Genomic DNA, 23,951 nt, shown 5'->3' with positions numbered 1-23,951 from the left:
CCGGAGGTCAGCCCTCCGGGGGCCCGTCCGCGTCCGGCCGCTCGTCGGCGCGGCGGAAGCTCTTGGTGAGCCAGGCCGAGAACGAGCCGACGACCGCGCCGATCAGGACGACGCCCAGGAACATCACGCCCACCGCGATGACCCGCCCGCGCACCGTCACCGGCACCACGTCGCCGTAGCCGGTGGTGGTGATCGTGGAGCACAGCCACCACACCGCCTCGCCGTAGGTGCGGATCTGCCCGCCGGGGGCGTCGTGCTCGTCCGCGTAGACCTGCAGGCTCGCCGCGAAGCCGAGGAGCAGCGCGCTCAGCCCCGCGTAGGACATCACCCGGGCCTCCAGGGAGATCCGCGGCTGCATGTGCCGGTCCTGGACCCTCCCGTAGATCTGCAGCAGGCGCAGCGGGCGCAGCAGCGGCAGGACGACCACGACCAGGTCGAGCCAGTGCCGGCGGACCCAACTCCACCGGTGCGGTGCGACGGCCACCCGCACCAGGTAGTCCAGGACGAAGAACCCCCAGGTCACGACGGTGATCAGGAGCAGCAGGTCCGACCAGCCGGGGGGCAGGTCCGGGGCGAGCACGCGCACCGCGTACGTGACGAGGAACACCAGGGACGCGACGGACAGCGGCACGCTGCCCCGGCGCTCCCACTCCCGCAGCCGCCGCTCCTCATCCATGGGCATGGGGCCAGCATCGTGCCCCGCGGCCGGGTGTGCCCCCGGCGACACGCAGGGCCGCGACGACGCCATATGCTGCAAGGCATGACGAGTGAGCCGGAACTGCAGAACGGAGTGGGGACGCAGGACGCGTTCCAGCGCCTGTGGACGCCGCACCGCATGGCGTACATCCAGGGCGAGAACAAGCCGACCGGCCCCGGGGCCGGGGACGGCTGCCCCTTCTGCGTGATTCCGGAGATGAGCGACGAGGACGGGCTGGTCATCGCGCGCGGCGACGTCGTGTACGCGGTCCTCAACCTCTACCCGTACAACGGCGGCCACCTGATGGTGGTGCCCTACCGCCACGTCGCGGACTACACCGACCTCGACGGGCCGGAGACCACCGAGCTCGCCGAGTTCACCAAGTGCGCCATGGTCGCGCTGCGCTCGGCCTCGGGCGCGCACGGCTTCAACATCGGCATGAACCAGGGCACCGTGGCCGGTGCCGGGATCGCCGCGCACCTGCACCAGCACGTGGTGCCGCGCTGGGGCGGGGACACCAACTTCATGCCGGTGGTCGGCCACACCAAGGTGCTGCCGCAGCTCCTCGCCGACACCCGCAAGATGCTCGCCGACGCCTGGCCGGCCGGCTGACCGGGCCGGCCCGCGGCGGGGCGCGTCAGTAGACGTCGGCCTCGCTGGGCGAGGCGTCCTGCACCATGTTGCTCAGGATGGACGAGCGGTTGTCGAACCTCTCGACGTCCACCCCGTTCTCCCTCATGACGGTGATGGTCGCGGAGTGCACCGCGCGCAGCACCGGGGTGGCGGCGCGCAGCGCGTCGTCGGCCATGAAGCGGTTCGTCCAGGGCGCCGACGCCCAGCTGTGCCGCAAGCCGAAGGGCTCGGGCAGGGCGATCTTGCCGCCGAGGTGGTCGAGGATCGTGGGGAACCGCGTCAGGGGGGCGCGGGCCGCGAGCCGGACGACCTCGTCGCTCGCCACGAGCGGCAGCTGCACCTTCTTGGTCTCCCAGAACTTGTAGGGGTGCGCCACCTCCTTCTCCTTGGCCTCCGGAGCCGTGGTGAACAGGCCGTGCACGGGCCCGAGGACGTGCCCGGTCACCTCGACGCGCAGGGTGCTCGCCAGCACGGTCACGGTGACCATCATGGTGATCACCAGCTGGCCGTCCCAGACCACGAACTGCACGCCCAGGTAGTGCCGGTCGCCCTTGTCGAACTGCTGCTCGTTGCAGATCCGCTGGATCTCGAAGTCCCGGACGGTGTAGCCGTCGACGTTCGAGCCGGTGGGCCGGGTGATCTTCTTGGCGCCCGCGCCGACGTGGGAGACGACCCAGTGCTGCACCATGGGCTTGGGGAAGCCGCCGGTGTGCAGCGGGCCGCGCTGCAGGTCGCGAAGCCGGCCGTGGATCGCCTTGATCACGTCCCAGCTGCGGAACGGGTGGATCTCGCTCAGGCCCTCGCGCGGGGTGAGTTCCTCGGCCATGCGCCAGGCGCCCCAGCGGGCCCCCATGCCGAGCACGCCCTTGGGCCCGGCGTAGAACACCACGTTGCTCCGCTGCTCGGCGGAGAGCTTGGCGAGGTTCTGGCGCAGGGTCTCGGCCTTGGTCTGGTTGGGGTTGCGCGGCACGGCCTCGGGGATCTTGGCGCCCACGCCGCTGCCGGAGACCAGTCCCGCCCAGCGGTCGCGCAGGTCCTTGGCGGTCTGCTCGCAGATCCGCTTCGCCCAGAACCAGCCGAGCACCGGCGCCACCATCATCACCCGCAGGTACTGCGACCAGAAGCCGGTCAGCGGCGGGTTGAGGACGAACAGGACGGCGAAGAAGCCGACCACGACGAGCACCACCGAGCCGAGCAGCCCGGCCCGGGAGCCCTCGGACTTCCGCACGACGGCGCGGAGTTGGAAGGCGCCCAGCCAGATCAGCATGCCGGGCAGGAAGAGCAGGCCGAACACGGCCATGACCGCCGTCAGCTTGTTGTCGCGCTCCTGGCGGATCCGGTTGGCGGCCAGGCAGTGCTCGACGACGGTCTGCGGCTCCGCGCCGAAGGACTGCACCAGCTCGTTGCGTTTGGCGCCGAGCATCCGGTTCTGCACGGCGCGGGCGAAGGCCTCGCCCAGGTTCGCCCGCAGCAGCTTGACCTTCGGCTCCTTGACCGACGACATGCCCTCGTCGGCCGCCGAGAGGGCCTCCAGGGGGCTGTCGCGGTACGCGGCCGACGCGAGCGCCTGGGTGGCCCCCGTCTGCCCGTCGACACCGCTCAGCGGTATCTGCGCGCCCGGGCTCAGGAAGTCGAAACCGTCGGTCACTGCCGCCCCCTTCTGGTCCCCGCCCGCGCGGAAGTGAACCCGCCCGGCCCTTTCCCCGGCCGCGGCACCGGCACACCTGCGACGCCGCCCACCCAGCGTATACGGGGCGTGTGACGTGCGTCATCGGCCCGGCGGAAGAAGATCGTCCGCCGGGCCGTCAACCTCCCCCGTGCGGGGGTTACTTGCCGGACTCCTGCGCGTGCTGCTCCCTCAGTTTCTGCGCCAGCTGCGGCGGCATCGGCTCGTGCCGGGCGTAGCTGCGGCCGTACCGTCCGGTGCCGTGCGACAGCGACCGCAGGTCGACCGCGTAGCGCCCGATCTCGATCTCCGGTACCTCGGCCCGCACCAATGTGCGTCCCAGGCCGACCGGTTCGGTGCCCAGCACCCGGCCGCGGCGCCCGGACAGGTCGCTCATGACCGGGCCGACGTACTCGTCCGGCACCATCACCCCGATCTCGCTCACCGGTTCCAGCAGGTGGATGCGGCACTGCGTGGCCGCCTCGCGCAGGGCGAGCGCGCCCGCCGTCTGGAAGGCGGCGTCGGAGGAGTCCACCGAGTGCGCCTTGCCGTCGACCAGGGTGATGCGGATGTCCTCGACCGGGAAGCCGAGGGCCACGCCCCTGGCGGCCTGGGCGCGCACGCCCTTCTCCACCGAGGGGATGAACTGCCGCGGTACCGCGCCGCCGACGACCTTGTCGACGAACTCGATGCCGGAGCCCACCGGCAGCGGCTCGACCTCGATGTCGCAGATGGCGTACTGGCCGTGCCCGCCCGACTGTTTGACGTGCCGTCCGCGCGCCGTCGACTTCTCGCCGAAGGTCTCGCGCAGCGCCACCTTGTGCGGCACCGCGTCGACCTGCACGCCGTAGCGCGTGCGCAGCCGCTCCAGCGCCACGTCCATGTGGGCCTCGCCCAGGCACCACAGCACGACCTGCCGGGTGTCGGGATTCTGCTCCAGCCGCATCGTGGGGTCCTCGGCGACGAGCCGGGACAGGCCGACGGACAGCTTGTCCTCGTCGGCCTTGCTGTGCGCCTGGATCGCGACCGGCAGCAGGGGGTCCGGCATCAGCCAGGGCTCCATCAGCAGCGGGTCGTCCTTGGCGGAGAGGGTGTCGCCGGTCTCCGCGCGGGTCAGCTTGGCGACGCAGGCCAGGTCGCCCGCGACGCAGTGCGGCACCGTCCGCTGCTGCTTGCCGAACGGCGAGGACAGGGCGCCGACGCGCTCGTCGACGTCGTGGTCCTCGTGGCCGCGGTCCTCCAGCCCGTGGCCCGAGACGTGGACCGTCTCGTCGGGGCGCAGGGTGCCGGAGAAGACCCGCACGAGGCTGATCCGCCCCACGTACGGGTCGGAGGAGGTCTTCACGACCTCGGCGGCCAGCGGCCCGTCCGGGTCACAGGTGAGCTGTGCGTGCGAGGTGCCCTGGGGGGTCGTGACCTGCGGGACCTCGCGTTCCAGCGGAGTGGGGAAGCCGCCGGTGATCAGTTCCAGCAGCTCCACGGTGCCGATGCCCTGCCGGCAGCCCTCGGCGGCCGGCGCGGCGGCCAGCACGGGGTGGAAGGAGCCGCGCGCCACGGCGCGCTCCAGGTCCTGGACCAGCGTCTTGAGGTCGAGTTCCTCGCCGCTCAGATAGCGGTCCATGAGGGTCTCGTCCTCGCTCTCGGCGATGATCCCCTCGATGAGCCGGGCGCGCGCGTCGTCCAGCTCCGGCAGCTGCCCCTCGTCCGGCGGGCGATCCTCGCGCTTGCCGGAGGAGTAGTCGTAGACCCGCTGCGACAGCAGGCCGATGAGCCCGGTCACGGGTGCGTGGCCGTCCGCGCTCTCCTCGCCGTGCAGCGGGAGGTACAGCGGCAGCACCGTGTCGGGGGAGTCGCCCCCGAAGGCCTCACGGCAGGTCTCGGTCATCTCGTCGAAGTCGGCCCGGGCCGCCTCCAGGTGCGTGACGACGACCGCGCGCGGCATGCCGACCGCCGCGCACTCCTCCCAGACCATCCGGGTCGCGCCGTCGACGCCGTCGGCGGCCGAGACGACGAAGAGGGCCGCGTCCGCAGCCCGCAGACCGGCCCTGAGTTCCCCCACGAAGTCGGCGTACCCGGGGGTGTCCAGCAGGTTGACCTTGATCCCGTCCCACTCCACCGGTACGAGCGAGAGCTGTACCGAGCGTTGCTGACGGTGCTCGATCTCGTCGTGGTCGGAGACGGTCCCGCCGTCGGCCACGTGCCCGGCGCGGTTCACCGCCCCGGTCGCCAGGGCGAGCGCCTCGACCAGCGTCGTCTTCCCGGAGCCACTGTGGCCGACCAGCACCACGTTGCGCACGTCCTCGGGCCGGCCGGCCGCCAATGCCCTTCCGGCGGCTCCCGGACCTGCATCTCTCCTGTCGCCCATGTGCCTCGCCTCCCGGTCCGTCACGGCATGGGGACTGGCGCCACGGGAGACCACCCGCCAGGGGCGGTCTGCATGTGACGCCCGCGGTAATTCGACCTTCCCACGACCGTCACGGTGCGTCCATACGTCGTACGTGCCGCGGTAGGACGGGAGCCACGGAGCTGCGCCGGAACGCTCCTGGCTACGATGGGCCAGCCGGGCGGCCGACGGGGCCGCGCCGGGGCACCCACCGAACCCCTCCGGGAAGGCCATGCTGAACAAGTACGCGCGTGCTTTCTTCACGCGTGTCCTCACACCGTTCGCCGCGTTCCTGCTGCGCCGGGGCGTCAGCCCCGACACGGTCACGCTGATCGGCACGGGAGGCGTGGTCGCGGGAGCGCTGGTCTTCTACCCCAGGGGCGAGTTCTTCTGGGGCACGGTCGTCATCACCCTCTTCGTCTTCTCCGACCTGGTCGACGGCAACATGGCCCGTCAGGCCGGCGTCTCCAGCCGCTGGGGCGCCTTCCTCGACTCCACCCTGGACCGGGTCGCCGACGCGGCGATCTTCGGCGGGCTGGCGCTGTGGTACGCCGGGGGCGGCGACGACCTCGTGCTGTGCGCGGTGACGATCTTCTGCCTCGCCAGCGGCCAGGTGGTCTCGTACACCAAGGCGCGCGGTGAGAGCATCGGACTGCCGGTGGCCGTCAACGGCCTGGTCGAGCGGGCCGAGCGACTGGTGATCTCACTGGTGGCCTGCGGTTTCGCCGGGCTCCACAAGTTCGGGGTGCCCGGCATCCAGTGGCTGCTGCCGATCGCCCTGTGGATCGTGGCCGTCGGCAGCCTGGTGACGCTGGTGCAGCGGGTGATCACCGTGCGCCGCGAGGCCTTCGAGGCCGACGCGGCGGCGCACGAAGGGAGCGGCAGGGCGTGAAGGACCGGCTGACCGACACGCTGTACGGACTGGGCTGGGGCGCGGTCAAGCGGCTGCCGGAGCCCGCCGCGGCACGGCTCGGCCGCTCCGTCGCCGACCTCGCCTGGAACCGCCGCGGCAAGGGCGTGCAGCGCCTGGAGTCCAACCTGGCCAGGGTCGTGCCCGACGCCGACGGGACGCGGCTGCGCGAGCTGTCGAAGGCCGGCATGCGCTCCTACCTGCGCTACTGGATGGAGTCCTTCCGGCTGCCGGCCTGGAGCGAGGAACGCATCCGCACCTCGTTCGACTGCAAGGACCTGCACCACCTCGAGGAGGGCCTGGCCTCCGGCCGCGGTGTCGTCCTCGCCCTGCCGCACATGGCCAACTGGGACCTCGCCGGCGCCTGGGTGACCACCAGCCTCGGGGTGCCCTTCGCCACCGTCGCCGAGCGGCTGAAGCCCGAGACCCTGTACGACCGCTTCGTGGCCTACCGCGAGGGCCTGGGCATGGAGGTGCTGCCGCACACCGGCGGCGCCGCCTTCGGCGCGCTGGCCCGGCGGCTGCGCGGCGGCGGCCTGGTGTGCCTGGTCGCCGACCGCGACCTGTCGTCCTCCGGCGTCGAGGTGGACTTCTTCGGCGAGGCCACCCGCATGCCCGCGGGACCCGCCCTCCTCGCGCAGCAGACCGGCGCGCTGCTGCTGCCGGTCACCCTGTGGTACGACGACTCGCCCAACCTCCAGGGCCAGGTGCACGCCCCGATCGAGGTGCCCGGGGGCGGCACGCGGGCGGAGCGGACCGCCGTCATGACGCAGCGCCTGGCGGACGTCTTCGCCGCCGGCATCGCCGAGCACCCCGAGGACTGGCACATGCTGCAGCGGCTGTGGCTCGCCGACCTCGAACCGCGGGCGGACGCCCCGGCCGGGCAACCCGGGGGCCCGGGCACTGCGTCCTCCCCGGTGTCCGGCGACCCCACCGACCGCTCCGGAACGGAGAAGCCTTGAGGATCGGGATCGTCAGCCCGTACTCGTGGGACGTCCCCGGCGGCGTCCAGTTCCACATCCGCGACCTCGCCGAGCACCTCATCGCGCTCGGCCACGAGGTCTCCGTCCTGGCGCCCGCCGACGACGACACCCCGCTGCCGCCGTACGTCGTCTCCTCCGGACGCGCCGTCCCCGTGCCGTACAACGGCTCGGTCGCGCGGCTCAACTTCGGCTTCCTGTCGGCGGCGCGGGTGCGCCGCTGGCTCCACGAGGGCGCCTTCGACGTCATCCACGTCCACGAGCCCTCCTCGCCCTCCCTCGGGCTGCTGACCTGCTGGGCGGCGCAGGGGCCGATCGTGGCCACCTTCCACACCTCCAACCCCCGCTCCCGCGCGATGATCGCCGCGTACCCGATCCTGCAGGCGGCGCTGGAGAAGATCAGCGCCCGGATCGCGGTCAGCGAGTACGCCCGGCGCACCCTCGTCGAGCACCTGGGCGGTGACGCCGTCGTCATCCCAAACGGCGTCGACGTGGGCTTCTTCGCCGACGCCGAGCCCAAGACGGAGTGGCAGGGCGGCGGCGACCCCGGTGCGGAGGGGGAGCGGACCATCGGCTTCATCGGGCGGATCGACGAGCCCCGCAAGGGCCTGCCCGTGCTGATGCGGGCCCTGCCGAAGATCCTCGCCGAGCGGCCGCGCACCCGGCTGCTGGTCGCCGGGCGCGGCGACGAGGCCGAGGCCGTCGAGGACCTGCCCGTGCAGATGCGCGACCGGGTCGAGTTCCTCGGCATGGTCAGCGACGAGGACAAGGCGCGTCTGCTGCGCAGCGTCGACCTGTACGTGGCGCCCAACACCGGCGGCGAGAGCTTCGGGATCATCCTCGTCGAGGCCATGTCGGCCGGCGCGCCGGTGCTCGCCAGCGACCTGGACGCCTTCCGCCAGGTGCTGGACGGGGGCGCGGCCGGCGAGCTCTTCCCCAACGAGGACCCGGACGCGCTGGCGGCCTCCGCCGTGCGCCTGCTGGGCGACGCCGAGCGCCGCGCGCAACTGCGCGAGCTGGGCTCCCGGCACGTGCGGCGCTTCGACTGGTCGGTCGTGGCCGCCGACATCCTCGCGGTGTACGAGACGGTCACGGCCGGCGCCGCCTCCGTCGCCGCCGACGAACGCGTCGGCCTGCGCGCCCGCTTCGGCTTCGCTCGCGACTGACGGCCCCCCGGCGGGTGTGGCGGCGGTCCTGAGGGGTGTGGCGGGCGCACCGGTCGCTTCGCGGTGAGTCGACGGTTCGCGGTCACACCTGTGCGCGCCTGACGCCGCGGTGGCCCAGCGCGTGGCAGCTGCCCTGGTGCTCGGCGTTCGTGGCCGTGGTCGGTCCTCGGGAGGCGGACCTGCTGGTCCGGCTTCCCGGTCGGGCGCCTGAGGGGTGTGGCGGGCGCACACCGGTCGCCCGGCGGTAGCCCCACGGTGCGTGGTCACACCGGTGCGCGCCTGACGTGATGGTCCGGTGCGTGGTGGCCCGTGGGCGCGCCAGGTGCACGTGCGACGTTCCGGTGGCCCGATGTCCGGGCGGAGCTCGCGAGCGGACCCGGGCACCCCACAAGGCTCCGTTACCAAGCCTGAGCGGCACCTGGCCGCCAGGACCGTCACATAGGCGGCGGCGCCGCGGCACGAACCGCCGAGCGACCTGCGCGCCCGCCGCCCTCACGCGGCACCGGACCACCGGCGTGCTGCCCCGGAAACCGCTGACCGTGCTCTGCGCGGCCGCACCACAGGAGCGGCCCTCGTCTCGGGCGACGCGTCGGACGCGGCCGGTCTCCCGTCCGGTCCACGGCCGCGAGGAAGCCACCGCCCGCCGGGCGGCCCGCGCGGCTGCCCATGCTGTCCGCTACCCGGCGCTACGCGCCAGTTCGGCGGCGCCCGGGGGTCGTACCGGGCGCACCGGTAGCCTTGCGGTCCGTGACCACCTTCATCTGGGTCGCCGTGGCGCTGGTCGCCGTCGGCCTCTACCTGAGCTGGACCGCGGGGCGGCTGGACCGCCTGCACGCCCGCATCGACGCCGCCCGGGCCGCGCTGGACGCGCAACTGCTGCGCCGGGCCTCCGTGGCGCAGGAGCTGGCCACCGCGGGGGTGCTGGACCCGGCGGCGAGCATCGTGCTCTACGAGGCCGCGCACTCCGCCCGGCAGGCGCAGGACGAGCAGCGTGAGGTGGCCGAGAGCGAACTGAGCCAGGCGCTGCGCGCCGTCTTCGCCGAGGCCGACGCGGTCGACGCCGTACGGGCCGCCCCCGGCGGCGACGCGGCCACCCACGAGCTGACCCAGGCCGTGCGCCGGGTGCCGATGGCGCGGCGCTTCCACAACGACGCCGTCCGCGCGGCCAGGGCGCTGCGCTCGCACCGCAAGGTGCGCTGGTTCCGGCTCGCCGGGCACGCCCCGCGGCCGGTGACCTTCGAGATGGACGACGAGCCGCCGCTCGTCCTCACCGTCGAGGGCGTGGCAGGCCACTGAGGAGCGATTGGCCCTTTTGCGGTCCACTTGGTGCGGTCCACGATGAAACACAGAGCAACCATCGGTGTTCCGCCGGCCGGCCGTGAGGGGTCCGGGGAACGCCGCCGGCTGCCACCACCCCGCAGTTGAGTCTCCGAGTGAGGTCCCCGTGTCCACCACGCTTCCCAGCACCCCCGAGTCCCCCGAGACCGGCACCGCGCGCGTGAAGCGCGGCATGGCCGAGCAGCTCAAGGGCGGCGTGATCATGGACGTCGTCACCCCCGAGCAGGCCAAGATCGCCGAGGACGCGGGTGCCGTCGCCGTCATGGCGCTGGAGCGGGTCCCGGCCGACATCCGCAAGGACGGCGGCGTGGCCCGCATGTCCGACCCGGACATGATCGAGGGCATCATCGGGGCCGTCTCGATCCCGGTCATGGCCAAGTCCCGCATCGGCCACTTCGTCGAGGCCCAGGTCCTGCAGTCGCTCGGCGTCGACTACATCGACGAGTCCGAGGTCCTCACCCCGGCCGACGAGGTCAACCACTCCGACAAGTGGGCCTTCACCACCCCCTTCGTCTGCGGCGCCACCAACCTGGGCGAGGCCCTGCGCCGCATCGCCGAGGGCGCGGCCATGATCCGCTCCAAGGGGGAGGCCGGCACCGGCAACGTGGTCGAGGCCGTCCGTCACCTGCGCCAGATCAAGAACGAGATCGCCCGCCTGCGCGGCTACGACAACCACGAGCTGTACGCCGCCGCCAAGGAGCTGCGCGCCCCGTACGAGCTCGTCAAGGAGGTCGCCGAGCTCGGCAAGCTGCCGGTCGTGCTGTTCTCCGCCGGCGGTGTCGCCACCCCGGCCGACGCCGCGCTGATGCGCCAGCTCGGCGCGGAGGGCGTCTTCGTCGGCTCCGGCATCTTCAAGTCCGGCGACCCGGCCAAGCGCGCCGCCGCCATCGTGAAGGCCACCACCTTCTACGACGACCCCAAGATCATCGCGGACGCCTCCCGCAACCTGGGCGAGGCCATGGTCGGCATCAACTGCGACACCCTCCCCGAGGCCGAGCGCTACGCCAACCGCGGCTGGTAGGCGCCCCCGCGCCACGCGCCACCCGCGCCACGCGCCCCCGCGATGGGCAGGCCCGCGACGGCCTGCCCATCGCCCGTTGCCCCACCCGACGTCCCGGAAGGTCCCCGCACCGTGTCCAGCAGCACCCCGACCATCGGCGTCCTCGCCCTGCAAGGCGACGTCCGCGAGCACCTGGTGGCGCTCGCCGAGGCCGACGCCCTCGCCCGCCCCGTGCGGCGCCCCGAGGAACTGGCCGAGGTGGACGGCCTGGTGGTCCCGGGCGGCGAGTCGACCACGATGTCCAAGCTCGCCACGCTCTTCGGCATGATGGAGCCGCTGCGCGACCGCGTCCGCGCGGGCCTGCCGGTCTACGGCACCTGCGCCGGCATGATCATGCTCGCCGACAAGATCCTCGACGGCAGGGACGACCAGGAGACCTTCGGCGGGATCGACATGATCGTGCGCCGCAACGCCTTCGGCCGGCAGAACGAGTCCTTCGAGACGGCGGTCGAGGTCGAGGGCGTCGAAGGCGGCCCCGTCGAGGGCGTCTTCATCCGCGCACCCTGGGTCGAGTCGACCGGCAGCGGGGTCGCCACGCTGGCACGCCTCGAGGACGGCACGATCGTCGCCGTCCGCCAGGGCAACCTGCTGGCCACCTCGTTCCACCCCGAACTGACCGGCGACCACCGGGTCCACCGCTACTTCGTCGACATGGTGCGCGCCGCGCGGTGAGGCGATCCCGGTAGGATCGCAGTGTTCGTGAAGCAATCGGTGACGTGAAGGAGACAGGCTGATGTCCGGCCACTCTAAATGGGCTACGACGAAGCACAAGAAGGCCGTGATCGACGCCAAGCGCGGCAAGCTCTTCGCGAAGCTGATCAAGAACATCGAGGTGGCCGCCCGCGCGGGCGGCGCCGACATCTCCGGTAACCCGACCCTCTTCGACGCCATCCAGAAGGCGAAGAAGAGCTCGGTGCCCAACAAGAACATCGACAGCGCGGTCAAGCGCGGTGCCGGTCTCGAGGCGGGCGGCGCCGACTACGAGACGATCATGTACGAGGGCTACGGCCCGAACGGTGTCGCGGTGCTCATCGAGTGCCTCACCGACAACCGCAACCGTGCCGCTTCCGACGTCCGCGTCGCGATGACCCGCAACGGCGGCTCCATGGCCGACCCGGGTTCGGTGTCGTACCTGTTCAACCGCAAGGGCGTCGTGATCGTCCCCAAGGCCGGGCTCTCCGAGGACGACGTGCTCGGCGCGGTTCTGGAGGCGGGCGCCGAGGAGGTCAACGACCTCGGCGAGTCCTTCGAGGTGCTCAGCGAGGCCACCGACATGGTCGCGGTCCGCACCGCGCTCCAGGAGGCGGGCATCGACTACGACTCCGCGGAGGCCAACTTCGTCCCCACCATGCAGGTGGAGCTGGACGAGGAGGGCGCCCGCAAGATCTTCAAGCTCATCGACGCGCTCGAGGACAGCGACGACGTGCAGAACGTCTTCGCCAACTTCGACGTCTCCGACGAGGTCATGGAGAAGGTCGACGCCTGATCCGTCCGTCAAGGACGCACGGCGGGACGGCGGCCCGTGGGGAGGACACACCCCCACCGGGCCGCCGTCGTTGTCGGTGGCACCCGATAGCCTCCAGGAATCCGCTGAACGGCTGTCCGAGGGAGGGGCGCGGTGCGTGTGCTGGGCGTGGACCCGGGGCTGACCCGGTGCGGCATCGGCGTGGTGGACGGGGCGCCGGGCAAGCCGCTGCGCATGGCGGGGGTCGGCGTCGTCCGCACCCCGGCGGACGCCGACATCGGCCACCGCCTGGTGCTGGTCGAGCGCGGCATAGAGGCCTGGCTGGACGAGTACGCGCCCCAGGCGGTCGCCGTGGAACGGGTGTTCAGCCAGCACAACGTGCGCACCGTGATGGGCACCGCCCAGGCCAGCGCCGTCGCCATCCTGTGCGCGTCCCGCCGTGGGCTGCCGGTCCACCTGCACACCCCCAGCGAGGTCAAGGCCGCCGTCACCGGCAGCGGCCGGGCCGACAAGGCCCAGGTCGGCGCCATGGTCACCCGGCTGCTGCGGCTCGACGCCCCGCCCAAGCCCGCCGACGCCGCGGACGCGCTGGCGCTCGCCATCTGCCACATCTGGCGCGGCACCGCGACCAACCGCCTCCAGCAGGCCGTCGCCCGAGCACGAACCCAGGAGCCCAGCACATGATCGCCTTCGTCAGCGGGCCGGTCGCCGCCCTCGCCCCCGACACGGCCGTGATCGAGGTCGGCGGCATCGGGATGGCCGTCCAGTGCTCCCCGGGCACCCTCGCCGCACTGCGCGTGGGCGAGCCGGCCCGCCTCGCCACCTCGCTCGTCGTCCGCGAGGACTCCCTCACCCTGTACGGCTTCACCGACGACGACGAGCGCCAGGTCTTCGAACTGCTGCAGACCGCCAGTGGCGTCGGTCCCCGGCTGGCCCAGGCCATGCTCGCCGTGCACAGCCCGGACGCGCTGCGCGTGGCCGTCGCCACGGGTGACGAGAAGGCCCTCACCGCCGTCCCGGGCATCGGCAAGAAGGGCGCCCAGCGGCTGTTGCTCGAGCTCAAGGACCGGCTCGGCGCCCCCGTGGGCGCGGCGGGAGGCGCCCGCCCCGCGGTCGCCGCCGGGCCCGCCTCGTGGCGCGAGCAGCTGCACGCCGCGCTGATCGGCCTCGGCTACCAGCCGCGCGAGGCGGAGGAGGCCGTGTCCGCCGTCACCCCGCAGGCCGAGGCGAGCGCCGATCCGCAGGTCGGGGCCCTCCTGCGGGCCGCCCTGCAGACCCTGAACCGAGCCCGCTGACCTAGCCCGCCGAGCGTAAGGCGCACCGAAGTGAACTGGGACGACGAGTCCGTACCGACCACCGCCGACCGTCTCGTCGGCGCCGCCGCCGACGGTGAGGACCAGGCCGTCGAGGCGGCACTGCGGCCCAAGGCGCTGGAGGAGTTCGTCGGCCAGGAGCGGGTGCGCGAGCAGCTCGACCTGGTGCTGAAGGCGGCCCGGCAGCGCGGCGGCACCGCGGACCACGTCCTGCTCTCCGGCGCCCCCGGGCTCGGCAAGACCACCCTGTCGATGATCATCGCGGCGGAGATGGGCGCCCCCATCCGCATCACCTCCGGGCCCGCCATCCAGCACGCCGGCGACCTGGCCGCGATCCTCTCCTCCCTGGCCGAGGGCGAGGTGCTCTTCCTCGACGAGATCCACCGGATGTCCCGGCCCGCCGAGGAGATGCTGTACATGGCGATGGAGGACTTCCGGGTCGACGTCATCGTCGGCAAGGGCCCGGGCGCCACCGCGATCCCCCTGGAACTCCCGCCGTTCACCCTGGTCGGCGCCACCACCCGGGCCGGTCTGCTGCCGCCGCCGCTGCGCGACCGCTTCGGCTTCACCGGCCACATGGAGTTCTACGCCCCGGCCGAACTGGAGCGGGTCATCCACCGTTCCGCGCGCCTGCTCGACGTCGGCATCGACGCCGAGGGCGCCGCCGAGATCGCCGGACGCTCCCGCGGCACCCCGCGCATCGCCAACCGACTCCTGCGCCGCGTACGGGACTTCGCGCAGGTGAAGGCCGACGGCGTGATCACCCGCGAGGTCGCCGCGCAGGCGCTGCACGTGTACGAGGTCGACGGCCGCGGCCTGGACCGGCTGGACCGCGCCGTGCTGCAGGCCCTGCTGAAGCTCTTCGGCGGCGGCCCGGTGGGGCTGTCGACACTGGCGGTGGCCGTGGGGGAGGAGCGGGAGACGGTGGAGGAGGTGGCCGAGCCGTTCCTGGTGCGCGAGGGACTGCTGGCGCGCACCCCCCGTGGCCGGGTCGCCACACCCGCCGCATGGGCACACCTCGGACTCGTGCCGCCACAAGGCGCCGGACCCGGGCAAGACGGGCTGTTCGGCCCTTGACGGCGGGGAGACTCGCCGCCGCAGGAACCTCGGTGTAATGCTTGGCGTTGTTCCACCGGCGAACGAACGCTTAGACTCCGCCGACGTCGTGCCTCCGGGACCGACACCCACAATCCCGTAGACCAGGCCCCTGCGGCCGTGCGAAGGATCGTCAAGACACCATGAATCTGGTTCAAATCCTGCCTTTCGTCCTGATCATCGGTGTCATGCTGCTGATGACCCGCTCCGCGAAGAACCGGCAGCGCCAGGCCACGCAGATGCGTGACCAGATGGCTCCCGGTTCGGGCATCCGGACGATCGGCGGCATGTACGCCGTCGTCAAGGAGGTCAACGAGGACACGGTCCTGCTGGAGCTGGCCGACGGTGTCCACGCGCACTTCGCGAAGAACGCCATCGCCGCGGTCCTCGACCAGGCCGAGTTCGACCGCATCGTCCACGGCATCGACCCGGAGCCGGAGCTCGAGGCGCGCGACGCCGAGGACGCGGACGAGGCCGAGAAGGCCGACGAGCCCGTCCAGCTGAGCAAGTCCGCCGACGAGCCCGTGACCGAGGACGCCCCCAAGACGGACGGCACCGACAAGAAGTAACGGCCCGCCCGGTACTTTTGCACGGTCGGCAAGTTCGTACTACTCATCGTGCCGCCCCGCTGCGCGCAGGTCGCAGGGCGGTTGGACAGGGAGAATCGAGAAGGTGGCAGCACCGAAGAGGGGCCGTAGGCCCTCGGGGAGCCAGGGGTACCCCGGGCGGGCGCTGGCAGTGATCCTGCTGGCCATCGTGGCGCTCACCGGAGGGATGTTCCTCTCCGGCCACACCACCCCCCGGCTGGGCATCGACCTCGCCGGCGGTACGAGCATCACGCTGACGGCGAAGAGCGACCAGGCCGGCGCGATCAACAAGACCAACATGGAGACCGCCAAGTCGATCATCGACCGGCGCGTCAACGGTCTCGGTGTCTCGGAAGCCGAAAGCCAGATCCAGGGCGACCGGAACATCATCGTCAACATCCCCAAGGGCACCAACGCCGCGCAGGCCGAGCAGCAGGTCGGCACCACCGCCCAGCTCTACTTCCGGCCCGTGCTCGCCGAGGTGGCCAACACCCCGCCGACCCCGGCCTCGCCGAGCGGCAGCCCCTCCGGCTCGCCCTCTTCCCCGGCCTCGCCGTCCGCGACCGCGTCGACCGGCGCCAAGGTCTCCGGCACCCCGTCAGCGAGCGCCTCGACGCAAGGCCGCGCCGTCACCGACGCGCTGAAGGCATCCTCGACGCCGTCCGCCCCGGCCTCGGACGCCCCCGCCTCGAACGCGCCCGCGCCGACCCCGTCGGCCCCGGCGAACGCGGCGCCCGGCAGCACGCTGGACACCTCCATCCCCGAGGACCTCCAGGCGAAGCTCGCCGCGCTGGACTGCTCCGACGCGAAGACGCGCGCCAACCTCAACCTCAAGGCCAAGCCGACCGACAAGATCGTCGCGTGCAGCCAGGACGGCGGCGCCAAGTACGCCCTCGGTCCCGCCGCGGTCGACGGCAAGAACGTCAGCAAGGCCGCCGCGCAGTTCGACACCCAGGGCGGCAACGGCTGGGTCGTCACCCTGAACTTCGACGGCACCGGCTCCAAGGCCTTCTCGAAGATCACCTCGCAGCTCTCGCAGCAGCAGCCGCCGAACAACCAGTTCGCGATCGTGCTGGACAACGAGGTCGTCTCCGCCCCCTCGGTGAACCAGACCCTGAGCGGCAGCGCCGAGATCTACGGCAGCTTCACCCAGGAGAGCTCGGAGGAGCTGGCGAACGTCCTGTCCTACGGCTCGCTGCCGCTGACCTTCGACAAGTCGGACGTCACCAAGGTGTCGGCGGCGGTCGGTGGCGAGCAGCTGCACGGCGGCCTCATCGCCGGCGGCGTCGGCCTCGCCCTGGTCGTGCTCTACCTGGTCGCGTACTACCGCGGCCTGAGCTTCGTGGCGATCCTGAGCCTCATCGTCTCGGCGATCCTCACCTACGCGATCATGACGCTGCTCGGCCCGGCCATCGGCTTCGCGCTGAACCTGCCGGCGGTCTGCGGCGCCATCGTCGCCATCGGTATCACCGCCGACTCGTTCATCGTGTTCTTCGAACGCATCCGTGACGAACTGCGCGAAGGCCGCTCCCTGCAGCCGGCCGTCGCCCGCGGCTGGCCGCGCGCCCGCCGCACGATCCTCGTCTCGGACTTCGTGTCGTTCCTGTCCGCCGCCGTGCTGTTCGTCGTCTCGGTCGGCAAGGTGCAGGGCTTCGCGTTCACCCTCGGCCTGACGACGCTCCTCGACGTGGCCGTGGTGTTCCTCTTCACCAAGCCGCTGATGACGATCCTGGCCCGCAAGAAGTTCTACGCCGGCGGTCACCCCTGGTCCGGGCTCGACCCGCGCGCCCTGGGCGTCAACCCCCCGCTGCGCCGCACCCGCCGCCCCGCGGCCCGTACCGACGTCAAGGAGGCCTGATGTCCCGGCTCGGCAACCTCGGGCACCGCCTGCACCGAGGCGAGATTTCCTACGACTTCGTGGGTCACCGCAAGCTCTGGTACGGGGTCTCGGTCCTCATCACCATCGCGGCGATCGTCGGTCTCGCCGTGAACGGCCTCAAGCTCGGCATCGAGTTCTCCGGCGGCGCGGTCTTCACCACCCCGAAGACCGAGATGTCGGTCAGCCAGGTCCAGGAGAAGGTCGCCGACAACACCGGCGGCCACCAGGCCATCGTGCAGAAGCTCGGCTCCGGCGCCGTCCGCATCCAGATCAGCGACATCTCGCTCAACGAGGCGAAGGAGATCCAGGGCGAGATCGCCACGGATCTCAACGTCAAGGCGAACGACATCGACCCGCAGATCATCGGTCCGAGCTGGGGCGACGAGATCTCCAAGAAGGCCTTCCAGGGCCTGGTGATCTTCATGGTCCTGGTGACGATCTACCTGGCGATCGCCTTCGAGTGGCGCAAGGCCGTGGCCGCCCTGATCGCCCTCATCCACGACCTCACGATCACCATCGGCGTCTACGCGATCGTGGGCTTCGAGGTCACCCCGGGTACGGTGATCGGTCTGCTGACCGTCCTCGGCTACTCCCTCTACGACACCGTCGTCGTCTTCGACGGTCTGAAGGAGTCCACCAAGGACATCACCAAGCAGAACCGCTACACCTACAGCGAGCTGGCCAACCGCAGCCTCAACCAGACCCTGGTGCGTTCGATCAACACCACGGTGGTGGCGCTGCTGCCGGTCGGCGGGCTGCTCTTCGTCGGTGGCGGCCTGCTCGGCGCGGGCATGCTCAACGACATCGCCCTGTCGCTCTTCGTCGGCCTCACCGCCGGTGCGTACTCCTCGATCTTCATCGCGACCCCGCTGGTCGCGGACCTCAAGGAGCGCGACCCGGAGATGAAGGCGCTGCGCAAGCGCGTGCTCGCCAAGCGCGCCGCCGACGCCCGCCGCGGTGGCGACGCCGCGGACGAGGCGCAGGACGCGTCCCCCGAGGACGCGGACGGCGAGCCGGAGGAGGACGCCCACGCGGGCGCCGTCGTCGGCAGTCAGCGCACCCAGCCGGCCCGCAACAACCGCGGCCGCAACCGTCCCTCCGGCAAGCGCCGCTGAGGACGGGGCGGACGGCGGACGAGACACAGCGACGAAGCACCGAGGAACACAGCCGATGACCACGACGGACGCCACCCCGGAGGGGCTGCGCAGCCTGCTGCTCAGCCGCATCCGGGACGTGCCCGACCATCCGAGGCCGGGTGTGGTGTTCAAGGACATCACCCCGCTGCTGGCCGACCCCGCGGCGTTCAACGCGCTGATCGACGCACTGGCCGGGCTCTGCGCCCGGCACGGCGCCGACAAGGTCGTCGGCCTCGAGGCGCGCGGGTTCATCCTGGCCGCCCCGGCGGCCGCCCGCGCCGGGCTCGGGTTCGTGCCCGTCCGCAAGGCGGGCAAGCTGCCCGGCGCCACGCTGGGACAGGCGTACGAGCTGGAGTACGGCACCGCCGAGATCGAGGTCCACCAGGACGCCTTCTCGGCCGGCGACCGGGTCCTGGTCATCGACGACGTGCTCGCCACCGGCGGCACGGCCGAGGCGTCCATGGAGCTGATCCGCCGGACCGGGGCCGAGGTCGCGGGCCTCGCGGTCCTGCTGGAGCTGGGCTTCCTCGGCGGGCGCGCCCGCCTCGCCCCGTCCCTCGCCGGCGCCCCCCTGGAGGCGCTGATCGCCGTCTGAGCCCCTGGCTCGCCGGAGGCGGGCTCCCGGCCGCGGAAGCGGTCAGGAGCCCGCCTCCGGGCGTTGCGGGGTATCCACGGGGCGGACGGGACGCGGTTCACCCGGTCAGATCGCTACCATGGTGTCTCGGAACCTCCCTCCTCGCCCGTCTCCGGCCGGGAGGGGACCAGAAGGAGTGCCCTTGCAAGAAGAGGCCAGGCAGGCTCAGCCGATGACCGCAGCGGACGGGAAGCAGGCGGCTTCCGTCTCCGCGGCTCCTCCCGCCGCGCCCGCCGCGCCGGCCGCATCGGCGGAGGGCAAGGCCGCCAAGCCCGCTCCCGCCGCCCCGGCGACGCCCGTCGCCCGGCCCGTACGCACTCCCGGGAGCGTGGCCCCGAACCGGCCCGCCACCTCGTCCAACCGGGTCCGCGCCCGCCTGGCCCGGCTCGGCGTCCAGCGCTCCAGCCCGTACAACCCGGTCCTGGAGCCCCTGCTGCGCATAGTGCGCAGCAACGACCCCAAGGGCGACCCGTCGCAACTGCGCCAGATCGAGCGCGCCTACCAGGTCGCCGAGCGCTGGCACCGGGGCCAGAAGCGCAAGAGCGGCGACCCGTACATCACGCACCCGCTCGCCGTCACCACGATCCTGGCCGAGCTCGGCATGGACCCGGCGACGCTGATGGCCGGGCTGCTGCACGACACCGTCGAGGACACCGAGTACGGCCTCGACGCGCTGCGCCGCGACTTCGGCGACTCCGTCGCCCTGCTCGTGGACGGCGTCACCAAGCTGGACAAGGTCAAGTTCGGCGAGGCCGCGCAGGCCGAGACCGTGCGCAAGATGGTCGTCGCCATGGCGAAGGACCCGCGGGTGCTGGTCATCAAGCTCGCCGACCGCCTGCACAACATGCGCACCATGCGGTACCTCAAGCGGGAGAAGCAGGAGAAGAAGGCCCGCGAGACGCTGGAGATCTACGCCCCGCTGGCGCACCGGCTGGGCATGAACACCATCAAGTGGGAGCTCGAGGACCTCGCCTTCGCGATCCTCTACCCCAAGATGTACGACGAGATCGTCCGGCTCGTCGCCGAGCGCGCCCCCAAGCGGGACGAGTACCTGGCGGTCGTCACCGACCAGGTGCAGCAGGACCTGCGCGCCGCCCGCATCAAGGCGACCGTCACCGGCCGCCCGAAGCACTACTACAGCGTGTACCAGAAGATGATCGTGCGGGGCCGGGACTTCGCCGAGATCTACGACCTGGTGGGCATCCGGGTCCTGGTCGACACCGTCCGCGACTGCTACGCGGCGCTGGGCACCATCCACGCGCGGTGGAACCCGGTGCCGGGGCGGTTCAAGGACTACATCGCCATGCCCAAGTTCAACATGTACCAGTCGCTGCACACGACGGTCATCGGGCCCAGCGGCAAGCCGGTCGAGATCCAGATCCGCACCTTCGACATGCACCGCCGCGCCGAGTACGGCATCGCGGCGCACTGGAAGTACAAGCAGGAGGCCGTCGCCGGCGCCTCCAAGGTGCGCACCGACAGCCCGAAGTCCGCCAAGAAGGACGACGCCGTCAACGACATGGCGTGGCTGCGGCAGTTGCTCGACTGGCAGAAGGAGACCGAGGACCCGGGCGAGTTCCTGGAGTCGCTGCGCTTCGACCTGTCCCGCAACGAGGTCTTCGTCTTCACCCCCAAGGGCGACGTCATCGCGCTGCCCGCCGGTGCGACCCCCGTCGACTTCGCGTACGCCGTCCACACCGAGGTCGGCCACCGCACGATAGGGGCGCGGGTCAACGGCCGCCTGGTGCCGCTGGAGTCGACCCTCGACAACGGCGACACGGTGGAGGTTTTCACCTCCAAGGCGGCGGGCGCCGGCCCGTCCCGCGACTGGCTCGGCTTCGTCAAGTCCCCGCGCGCCCGCAACAAGATCCGCGCCTGGTTCTCCAAGGAGCGCCGCGAGGAGGCTGTCGAGCAGGGCAAGGAAGCCATCGCCCGCGCGATGCGCAAGCAGAACCTGCCGATCCAGCGCGTGCTCACCGGCGACTCGCTGGTCACGCTCGCCCACGAGATGCGCTACCCCGACATCTCCGCGCTCTACGCGGCGATCGGCGAGGGGCACATCACCGCGCAGTCCGTCGTGCACAAGCTCGTCGAGGCGCTGGGCGGCGAGGAGGGCGCGACCGAGGACATCGCCGAGATCACGACCCCGTCGCGCAGCCGCACCAAGCGGCGCTCGGCCGCCGACCCGGGTGTGATCGTCAAGGGCGAGAAGGACGTCTGGGTCAAGCTGTCCCGCTGCTGCACCCCGGTGCCGGGCGACCCGATCATCGGCTTCGTCACCCGCGGCAACGGAGTCTCCGTGCACCGGGCCGACTGCGTGAACGTCGAGTCGCTCTCGCAGCAGCCCGAGCGGATCATCGACGTCGAGTGGGCGCCGACCCAGTCCTCGGTCTTCCTGGTCGCCATCCAGGTCGAGGCGCTGGACCGCTCCCGCCTGCTGTCGGACGTCACGCGCGTCCTGTCCGACCAGCACGTCAACATCCTGTCCGCCGCCGTCCAGACCTCCCGCGACCGGGTGGCCACCTCGCGCTTCACCTTCGAGATGGGCGACCCCAAGCACCTCGGACACGTCCTGAAGGCCGTCCGCGGCGTCGAGGGCGTCTACGACGTGTACCGCGTGACGTCGGCGCGCCAGCGCTGACGCGGACACGCAGAAGGGCCCGTACGCCTCGCGTACGGGCCCTTCTCCGTTGTCCGGGTGAAGCCGGAGTGGGACTCAGCCGCCGAACTCGCCCAGCGACTTGAGGGCCTGGTCGAGCAGCGCCTGGCGCCCGTCCAGCTCCCGCTGCAGCTTCTCGGCCCTGGAGGTGTTGCCCGCCGCCCGTGCCGTCTCGATCTGCTCACGCAGCTTGTCGACGGCCGCCTGCAGCTGCCCGGTCAGGCCCGCGGCACGCGCCCGCGCCTCCGGGTTGGTGCGGCGCCACTCTGACTCCTCGGCCTCCTGGATCGCGCGCTCCACCGCGTGCATGCGGCCCTCGATGCGCGGTCGGGCGTCGCGCGGCACGTGGCCGATCGCCTCCCAGCGCTCGTTGATGCCGCGGAAGGCCGCGCGCGCCGCCTTCAGGTCGGTGACCGGGAGCAGCTTCTCGGCCTCGATGGCCAGCTCCTCCTTCAGCGTGAGGTTCTCGCGCTGCTCGGTGTCGCGCTCGGCGAAGACCTCGGAGCGGGCCGCGAAGAAGACGTCCTGGGCGCCGCGGAAGCGGTTCCACAGGTCGTCCTCCGCCTCGCGCTGGGCGCGGCCGGCGGCCTTCCAGTCGGTCATCAGCTCGCGGTAGCGCGCCGCCGTCGGGCCCCAGTCGGTGGAGCCGGAGAGCGCCTGCGCCTCCTCCACCAGCTTCTCCTTGCGGCGGCGGGCGTCCTCGCGCTGCGCGTCGAGCGCCGCGAAGTGCGCCTTGCGCCGCTTGGAGAAGACCGAACGGGCGTGGCTGAAGCGGTGCCACAGCTCGTCGTCGGTCTTGCGGTCCAGCCGGGGCAGGCCCTTCCAGATGTCGACCAGGGCGCGCAGCCGCTCGCCGGCGGCCCGCCACTGCTCGCTCTGCGCCAGCTGCTCGGCCTCGGTGACCAGGTCGTCCTTGGCCGTCCTGGCCTCCTCGGAGGCCTTGGCCTTGGCGACCTTGCGCTCCTCACGGCGCGCGTCGACCTGCTCGGTCAGCGCGTCCAGCCGCTTGGCCAGCGCGGCCAGGTCGCCCACGGCGTGCGCCTCGGTCACCGCGGCGCGCAGGTGCTCGATGGCGGTCAACGCGTCCTTGGGGGCCAGGTCGGTGGTCTTCACCCGGCGTTCGAGGAGGCCGATCTCGACGACGAGGCCCTCGTATTTCCGCTCGAAGTAGGCCAGCGCCTCCTCAGGGGAGCCTGCCTGCCACGAGCCGACTTCACGCTCGCCATCGGCCGTACGCACGTACACGGTCCCCGTCTCGTCGACGCGGCCCCACGGGTCGCTGCTCACAGCGCCTCCTCCACGTGATGCCCGGCCGTCGCACGGCTCGCGGGCATCGTCCACAGTTCCATTCGGCCGGGCCGTGCCCGGACCGGTCCGACGGTCCGCTCACATCCATGGTGCAGCCGTCGGAGCAGGCACCCTACACAACGCCAACATAGGCGACCGGTGCCCCGGCTGTCCGCATCCCGCACCCGCGAAATTAACCCGCGGGTGCGGGACACGGCGGTCAGGACTTCGCGACCGTCGCCTTGTCGATCACCACGGTGGCGTTCGGGGCGCCGTCACCGGCGCCGGTCGACTCGCCCGCGGCGGCGATCTTGCCCAGTACCTTCATGCCGGCCGCGCCGATGGTCCCGAACGGGGTGTAGTTCGGCGGCAGCGGGCTGTCCTTGTAGACCAGGAAGAACTGGCTGCCGCCGGTGTGCGCCTGGCCGGTGTTGGCCATGGCCACCGTGCCCGCCGGGTAGCTGCCCCCGGCGATCTCCTTGGCCTTCAGGTTCTCGTCCGGGATGGTGTAGCCGGGACCGCCGGTGCCCTGGCCCGTCGGGTCGCCGCACTGCAGCACGTAGATGCCGCTGGTGGTGAGCCGGTGGCACTTGGTGTGGTCGAAGAAGCCCTTGCCGGCCAGGAACGCGAAGGAGTTGACCGTGTGCGGGGCGTTCTTCGCGTCAAGGTCGAGCGCGATGTCGCCGCAGGTCGTCTGCAGCGTGAAGGTGTACTTCGCCGCGCTGTCGACGGTGACGGCGGGCTCCTTCTTCCACTGCTCCGTGCCGACGGCGCCCTCGGCGGGCTTGGCGCACGGGTCCGGCGCCTTGCTCGTCTGCGCGGGGCTGGGGGTCGTCCCCGCGGCCGCCGCGTCGTCCTTCTTGGCGTCCGAGCTGAAGGCGCCGGCCGCCCACGCGGTGGCGCCCGCCGCCAGGACCACGGCGAGCACGGCGGCGACCACCGCGTTGCGCCGCACGGTCTTGCGGTGGGCCTGCACACGGCGCTCGTGCTGCCGCTCGAACTTGTCACGGGCGAGCTGGCGCCGCCGCTGATCCTTGGTGACCACTGAGCCGTCTCCCGATGC

At 72.0% G+C, this 23,951-nt stretch carries 21 protein-coding genes; 16 read left to right on the top strand and 5 right to left on the bottom strand.

The window, feature by feature from the left end; translation table 11 throughout:
- Window positions 1–7: 7 nt before the first annotated feature.
- Window positions 8–682 (bottom strand): potassium channel family protein, encoded by a 675-nt coding sequence (locus ACFZAU_RS27145; RefSeq protein ID WP_500463490.1) that lies wholly within the window; start codon window positions 680–682, stop codon window positions 8–10.
- 66 nt (window positions 683–748) lie between these two features.
- Between ACFZAU_RS27145 and ACFZAU_RS27140 the strand changes: the two genes are divergently transcribed.
- Complete coding sequence (locus ACFZAU_RS27140) at window positions 749–1,309, top strand: HIT family protein (RefSeq protein WP_500554319.1); 561 nt, start codon at window positions 749–751, stop codon at window positions 1,307–1,309.
- A 25-nt stretch (window positions 1,310–1,334) separates the two neighbouring features.
- Here the strand turns inward: ACFZAU_RS27140 and ACFZAU_RS27135 are convergent, their stop codons facing one another.
- Window positions 1,335–2,978 (bottom strand): AbeC-like domain-containing protein, encoded by a 1,644-nt coding sequence (locus ACFZAU_RS27135; protein WP_500463489.1) that lies wholly within the window; start codon window positions 2,976–2,978, stop codon window positions 1,335–1,337.
- Between the two features lie 178 nt (window positions 2,979–3,156).
- Complete coding sequence (locus tag ACFZAU_RS27130; RefSeq protein WP_500554318.1) at window positions 3,157–5,361, bottom strand: elongation factor G-like protein EF-G2; 2,205 nt, start codon at window positions 5,359–5,361, stop codon at window positions 3,157–3,159.
- A 250-nt stretch (window positions 5,362–5,611) separates the two neighbouring features.
- Here ACFZAU_RS27130 and pgsA point away from each other — a divergent pair, with 250 nt between their 5' ends.
- The 15 genes from pgsA (at window position 5,612) to ACFZAU_RS27055 (ending at window position 21,583) form a co-directional block, all read left to right on the top strand.
- Window positions 5,612–6,271, top strand: coding sequence for a phosphatidylinositol phosphate synthase (gene pgsA / locus ACFZAU_RS27125; RefSeq protein WP_499510809.1), 660 nt, complete (start codon window positions 5,612–5,614; stop codon window positions 6,269–6,271).
- Entirely contained in the window at window positions 6,268–7,251 is a 984-nt protein-coding gene (locus tag ACFZAU_RS27120) for a phosphatidylinositol mannoside acyltransferase (protein ID WP_500554317.1), read from the top strand. Before pgsA ends, ACFZAU_RS27120 begins: the two co-directional genes overlap by 4 nt.
- The gene (locus ACFZAU_RS27115) at window positions 7,248–8,435 is read left to right on the top strand and encodes a glycosyltransferase family 4 protein (protein WP_500554316.1); all 1,188 of its coding nucleotides are present in this window, start codon (window positions 7,248–7,250) and stop codon (window positions 8,433–8,435) included. The genes ACFZAU_RS27120 and ACFZAU_RS27115 overlap by 4 nt, the downstream gene beginning before the upstream one ends.
- Window positions 8,436–9,182: 747 nt before the next feature.
- Window positions 9,183–9,731, top strand: coding sequence for a LemA family protein (locus tag ACFZAU_RS27110; RefSeq protein WP_499603378.1), 549 nt, complete (start codon window positions 9,183–9,185; stop codon window positions 9,729–9,731).
- Window positions 9,732–9,879: 148 nt separating this feature from the next.
- Window positions 9,880–10,794, top strand: coding sequence for a pyridoxal 5'-phosphate synthase lyase subunit PdxS (pdxS, locus tag ACFZAU_RS27105; RefSeq protein WP_500463485.1), 915 nt, complete (start codon window positions 9,880–9,882; stop codon window positions 10,792–10,794).
- A gap of 111 nt (window positions 10,795–10,905) precedes the next feature.
- Entirely contained in the window at window positions 10,906–11,505 is a 600-nt protein-coding gene (gene pdxT / locus ACFZAU_RS27100) for a pyridoxal 5'-phosphate synthase glutaminase subunit PdxT (protein WP_499603376.1), read from the top strand.
- A gap of 61 nt (window positions 11,506–11,566) precedes the next feature.
- Window positions 11,567–12,319 (top strand): YebC/PmpR family DNA-binding transcriptional regulator, encoded by a 753-nt coding sequence (locus ACFZAU_RS27095; protein WP_500463484.1) that lies wholly within the window; start codon window positions 11,567–11,569, stop codon window positions 12,317–12,319.
- Between the two features lie 132 nt (window positions 12,320–12,451).
- On the top strand, window positions 12,452–12,982 hold the full coding sequence (gene ruvC / locus ACFZAU_RS27090; protein ID WP_500554315.1) for a crossover junction endodeoxyribonuclease RuvC: 531 nt from the start codon (window positions 12,452–12,454) through the stop codon (window positions 12,980–12,982).
- Window positions 12,979–13,593: a Holliday junction branch migration protein RuvA gene (gene ruvA, locus ACFZAU_RS27085; protein ID WP_500554314.1), complete on the top strand. Its 615-nt coding sequence runs from the start codon at window positions 12,979–12,981 to the stop codon at window positions 13,591–13,593. The genes ruvC and ruvA overlap by 4 nt, the downstream gene beginning before the upstream one ends.
- A gap of 30 nt (window positions 13,594–13,623) precedes the next feature.
- A complete protein-coding gene (gene ruvB, locus ACFZAU_RS27080; RefSeq protein WP_500554313.1) occupies window positions 13,624–14,688 on the top strand; it encodes a Holliday junction branch migration DNA helicase RuvB in 1,065 nt (354 codons plus the stop codon).
- A gap of 161 nt (window positions 14,689–14,849) precedes the next feature.
- Window positions 14,850–15,275, top strand: coding sequence for a preprotein translocase subunit YajC (yajC, locus tag ACFZAU_RS27075; RefSeq protein WP_500554312.1), 426 nt, complete (start codon window positions 14,850–14,852; stop codon window positions 15,273–15,275).
- A gap of 103 nt (window positions 15,276–15,378) precedes the next feature.
- A complete protein-coding gene (gene secD, locus ACFZAU_RS27070) occupies window positions 15,379–17,151 on the top strand; it encodes a protein translocase subunit SecD (RefSeq protein WP_499603370.1) in 1,773 nt (590 codons plus the stop codon).
- Window positions 17,151–18,287 carry a protein translocase subunit SecF gene (gene secF / locus ACFZAU_RS27065; protein WP_500554311.1) on the top strand — a complete coding sequence of 379 codons (1,137 nt, stop codon included), beginning with the start codon at window positions 17,151–17,153 and terminating at the stop codon, window positions 18,285–18,287. The genes secD and secF overlap by 1 nt, the downstream gene beginning before the upstream one ends.
- A 55-nt stretch (window positions 18,288–18,342) precedes the next feature.
- Window positions 18,343–18,903 (top strand): adenine phosphoribosyltransferase, encoded by a 561-nt coding sequence (locus ACFZAU_RS27060; protein WP_499603368.1) that lies wholly within the window; start codon window positions 18,343–18,345, stop codon window positions 18,901–18,903.
- Window positions 18,904–19,114: 211 nt separating this feature from the next.
- A complete protein-coding gene (locus ACFZAU_RS27055) occupies window positions 19,115–21,583 on the top strand; it encodes a RelA/SpoT family protein (protein ID WP_500554310.1) in 2,469 nt (822 codons plus the stop codon).
- 75 nt (window positions 21,584–21,658) lie between these two features.
- On the opposite strand, the gene ACFZAU_RS27050 is transcribed toward ACFZAU_RS27055, so the two are convergent.
- Together ACFZAU_RS27050 and ACFZAU_RS27045 are read right to left on the bottom strand one after the other, a co-directional pair.
- Window positions 21,659–22,888 (bottom strand): DUF349 domain-containing protein, encoded by a 1,230-nt coding sequence (locus ACFZAU_RS27050; RefSeq protein WP_500465600.1) that lies wholly within the window; start codon window positions 22,886–22,888, stop codon window positions 21,659–21,661.
- Between the two features lie 220 nt (window positions 22,889–23,108).
- Complete coding sequence (locus ACFZAU_RS27045; protein WP_500554309.1) at window positions 23,109–23,933, bottom strand: peptidylprolyl isomerase; 825 nt, start codon at window positions 23,931–23,933, stop codon at window positions 23,109–23,111.
- Window positions 23,934–23,951: the final 18 nt, after the last annotated feature.

The sequence above is a fragment of the Streptomyces sp. NPDC008238 genome, from assembly GCF_042956445.1.
Taxonomy (GTDB): domain Bacteria; phylum Actinomycetota; class Actinomycetes; order Streptomycetales; family Streptomycetaceae; genus Actinacidiphila.
The sequence above is the reverse complement of the archived record's forward strand: the minus strand, read 5'-3'. Positions and strand labels throughout refer to the sequence as shown.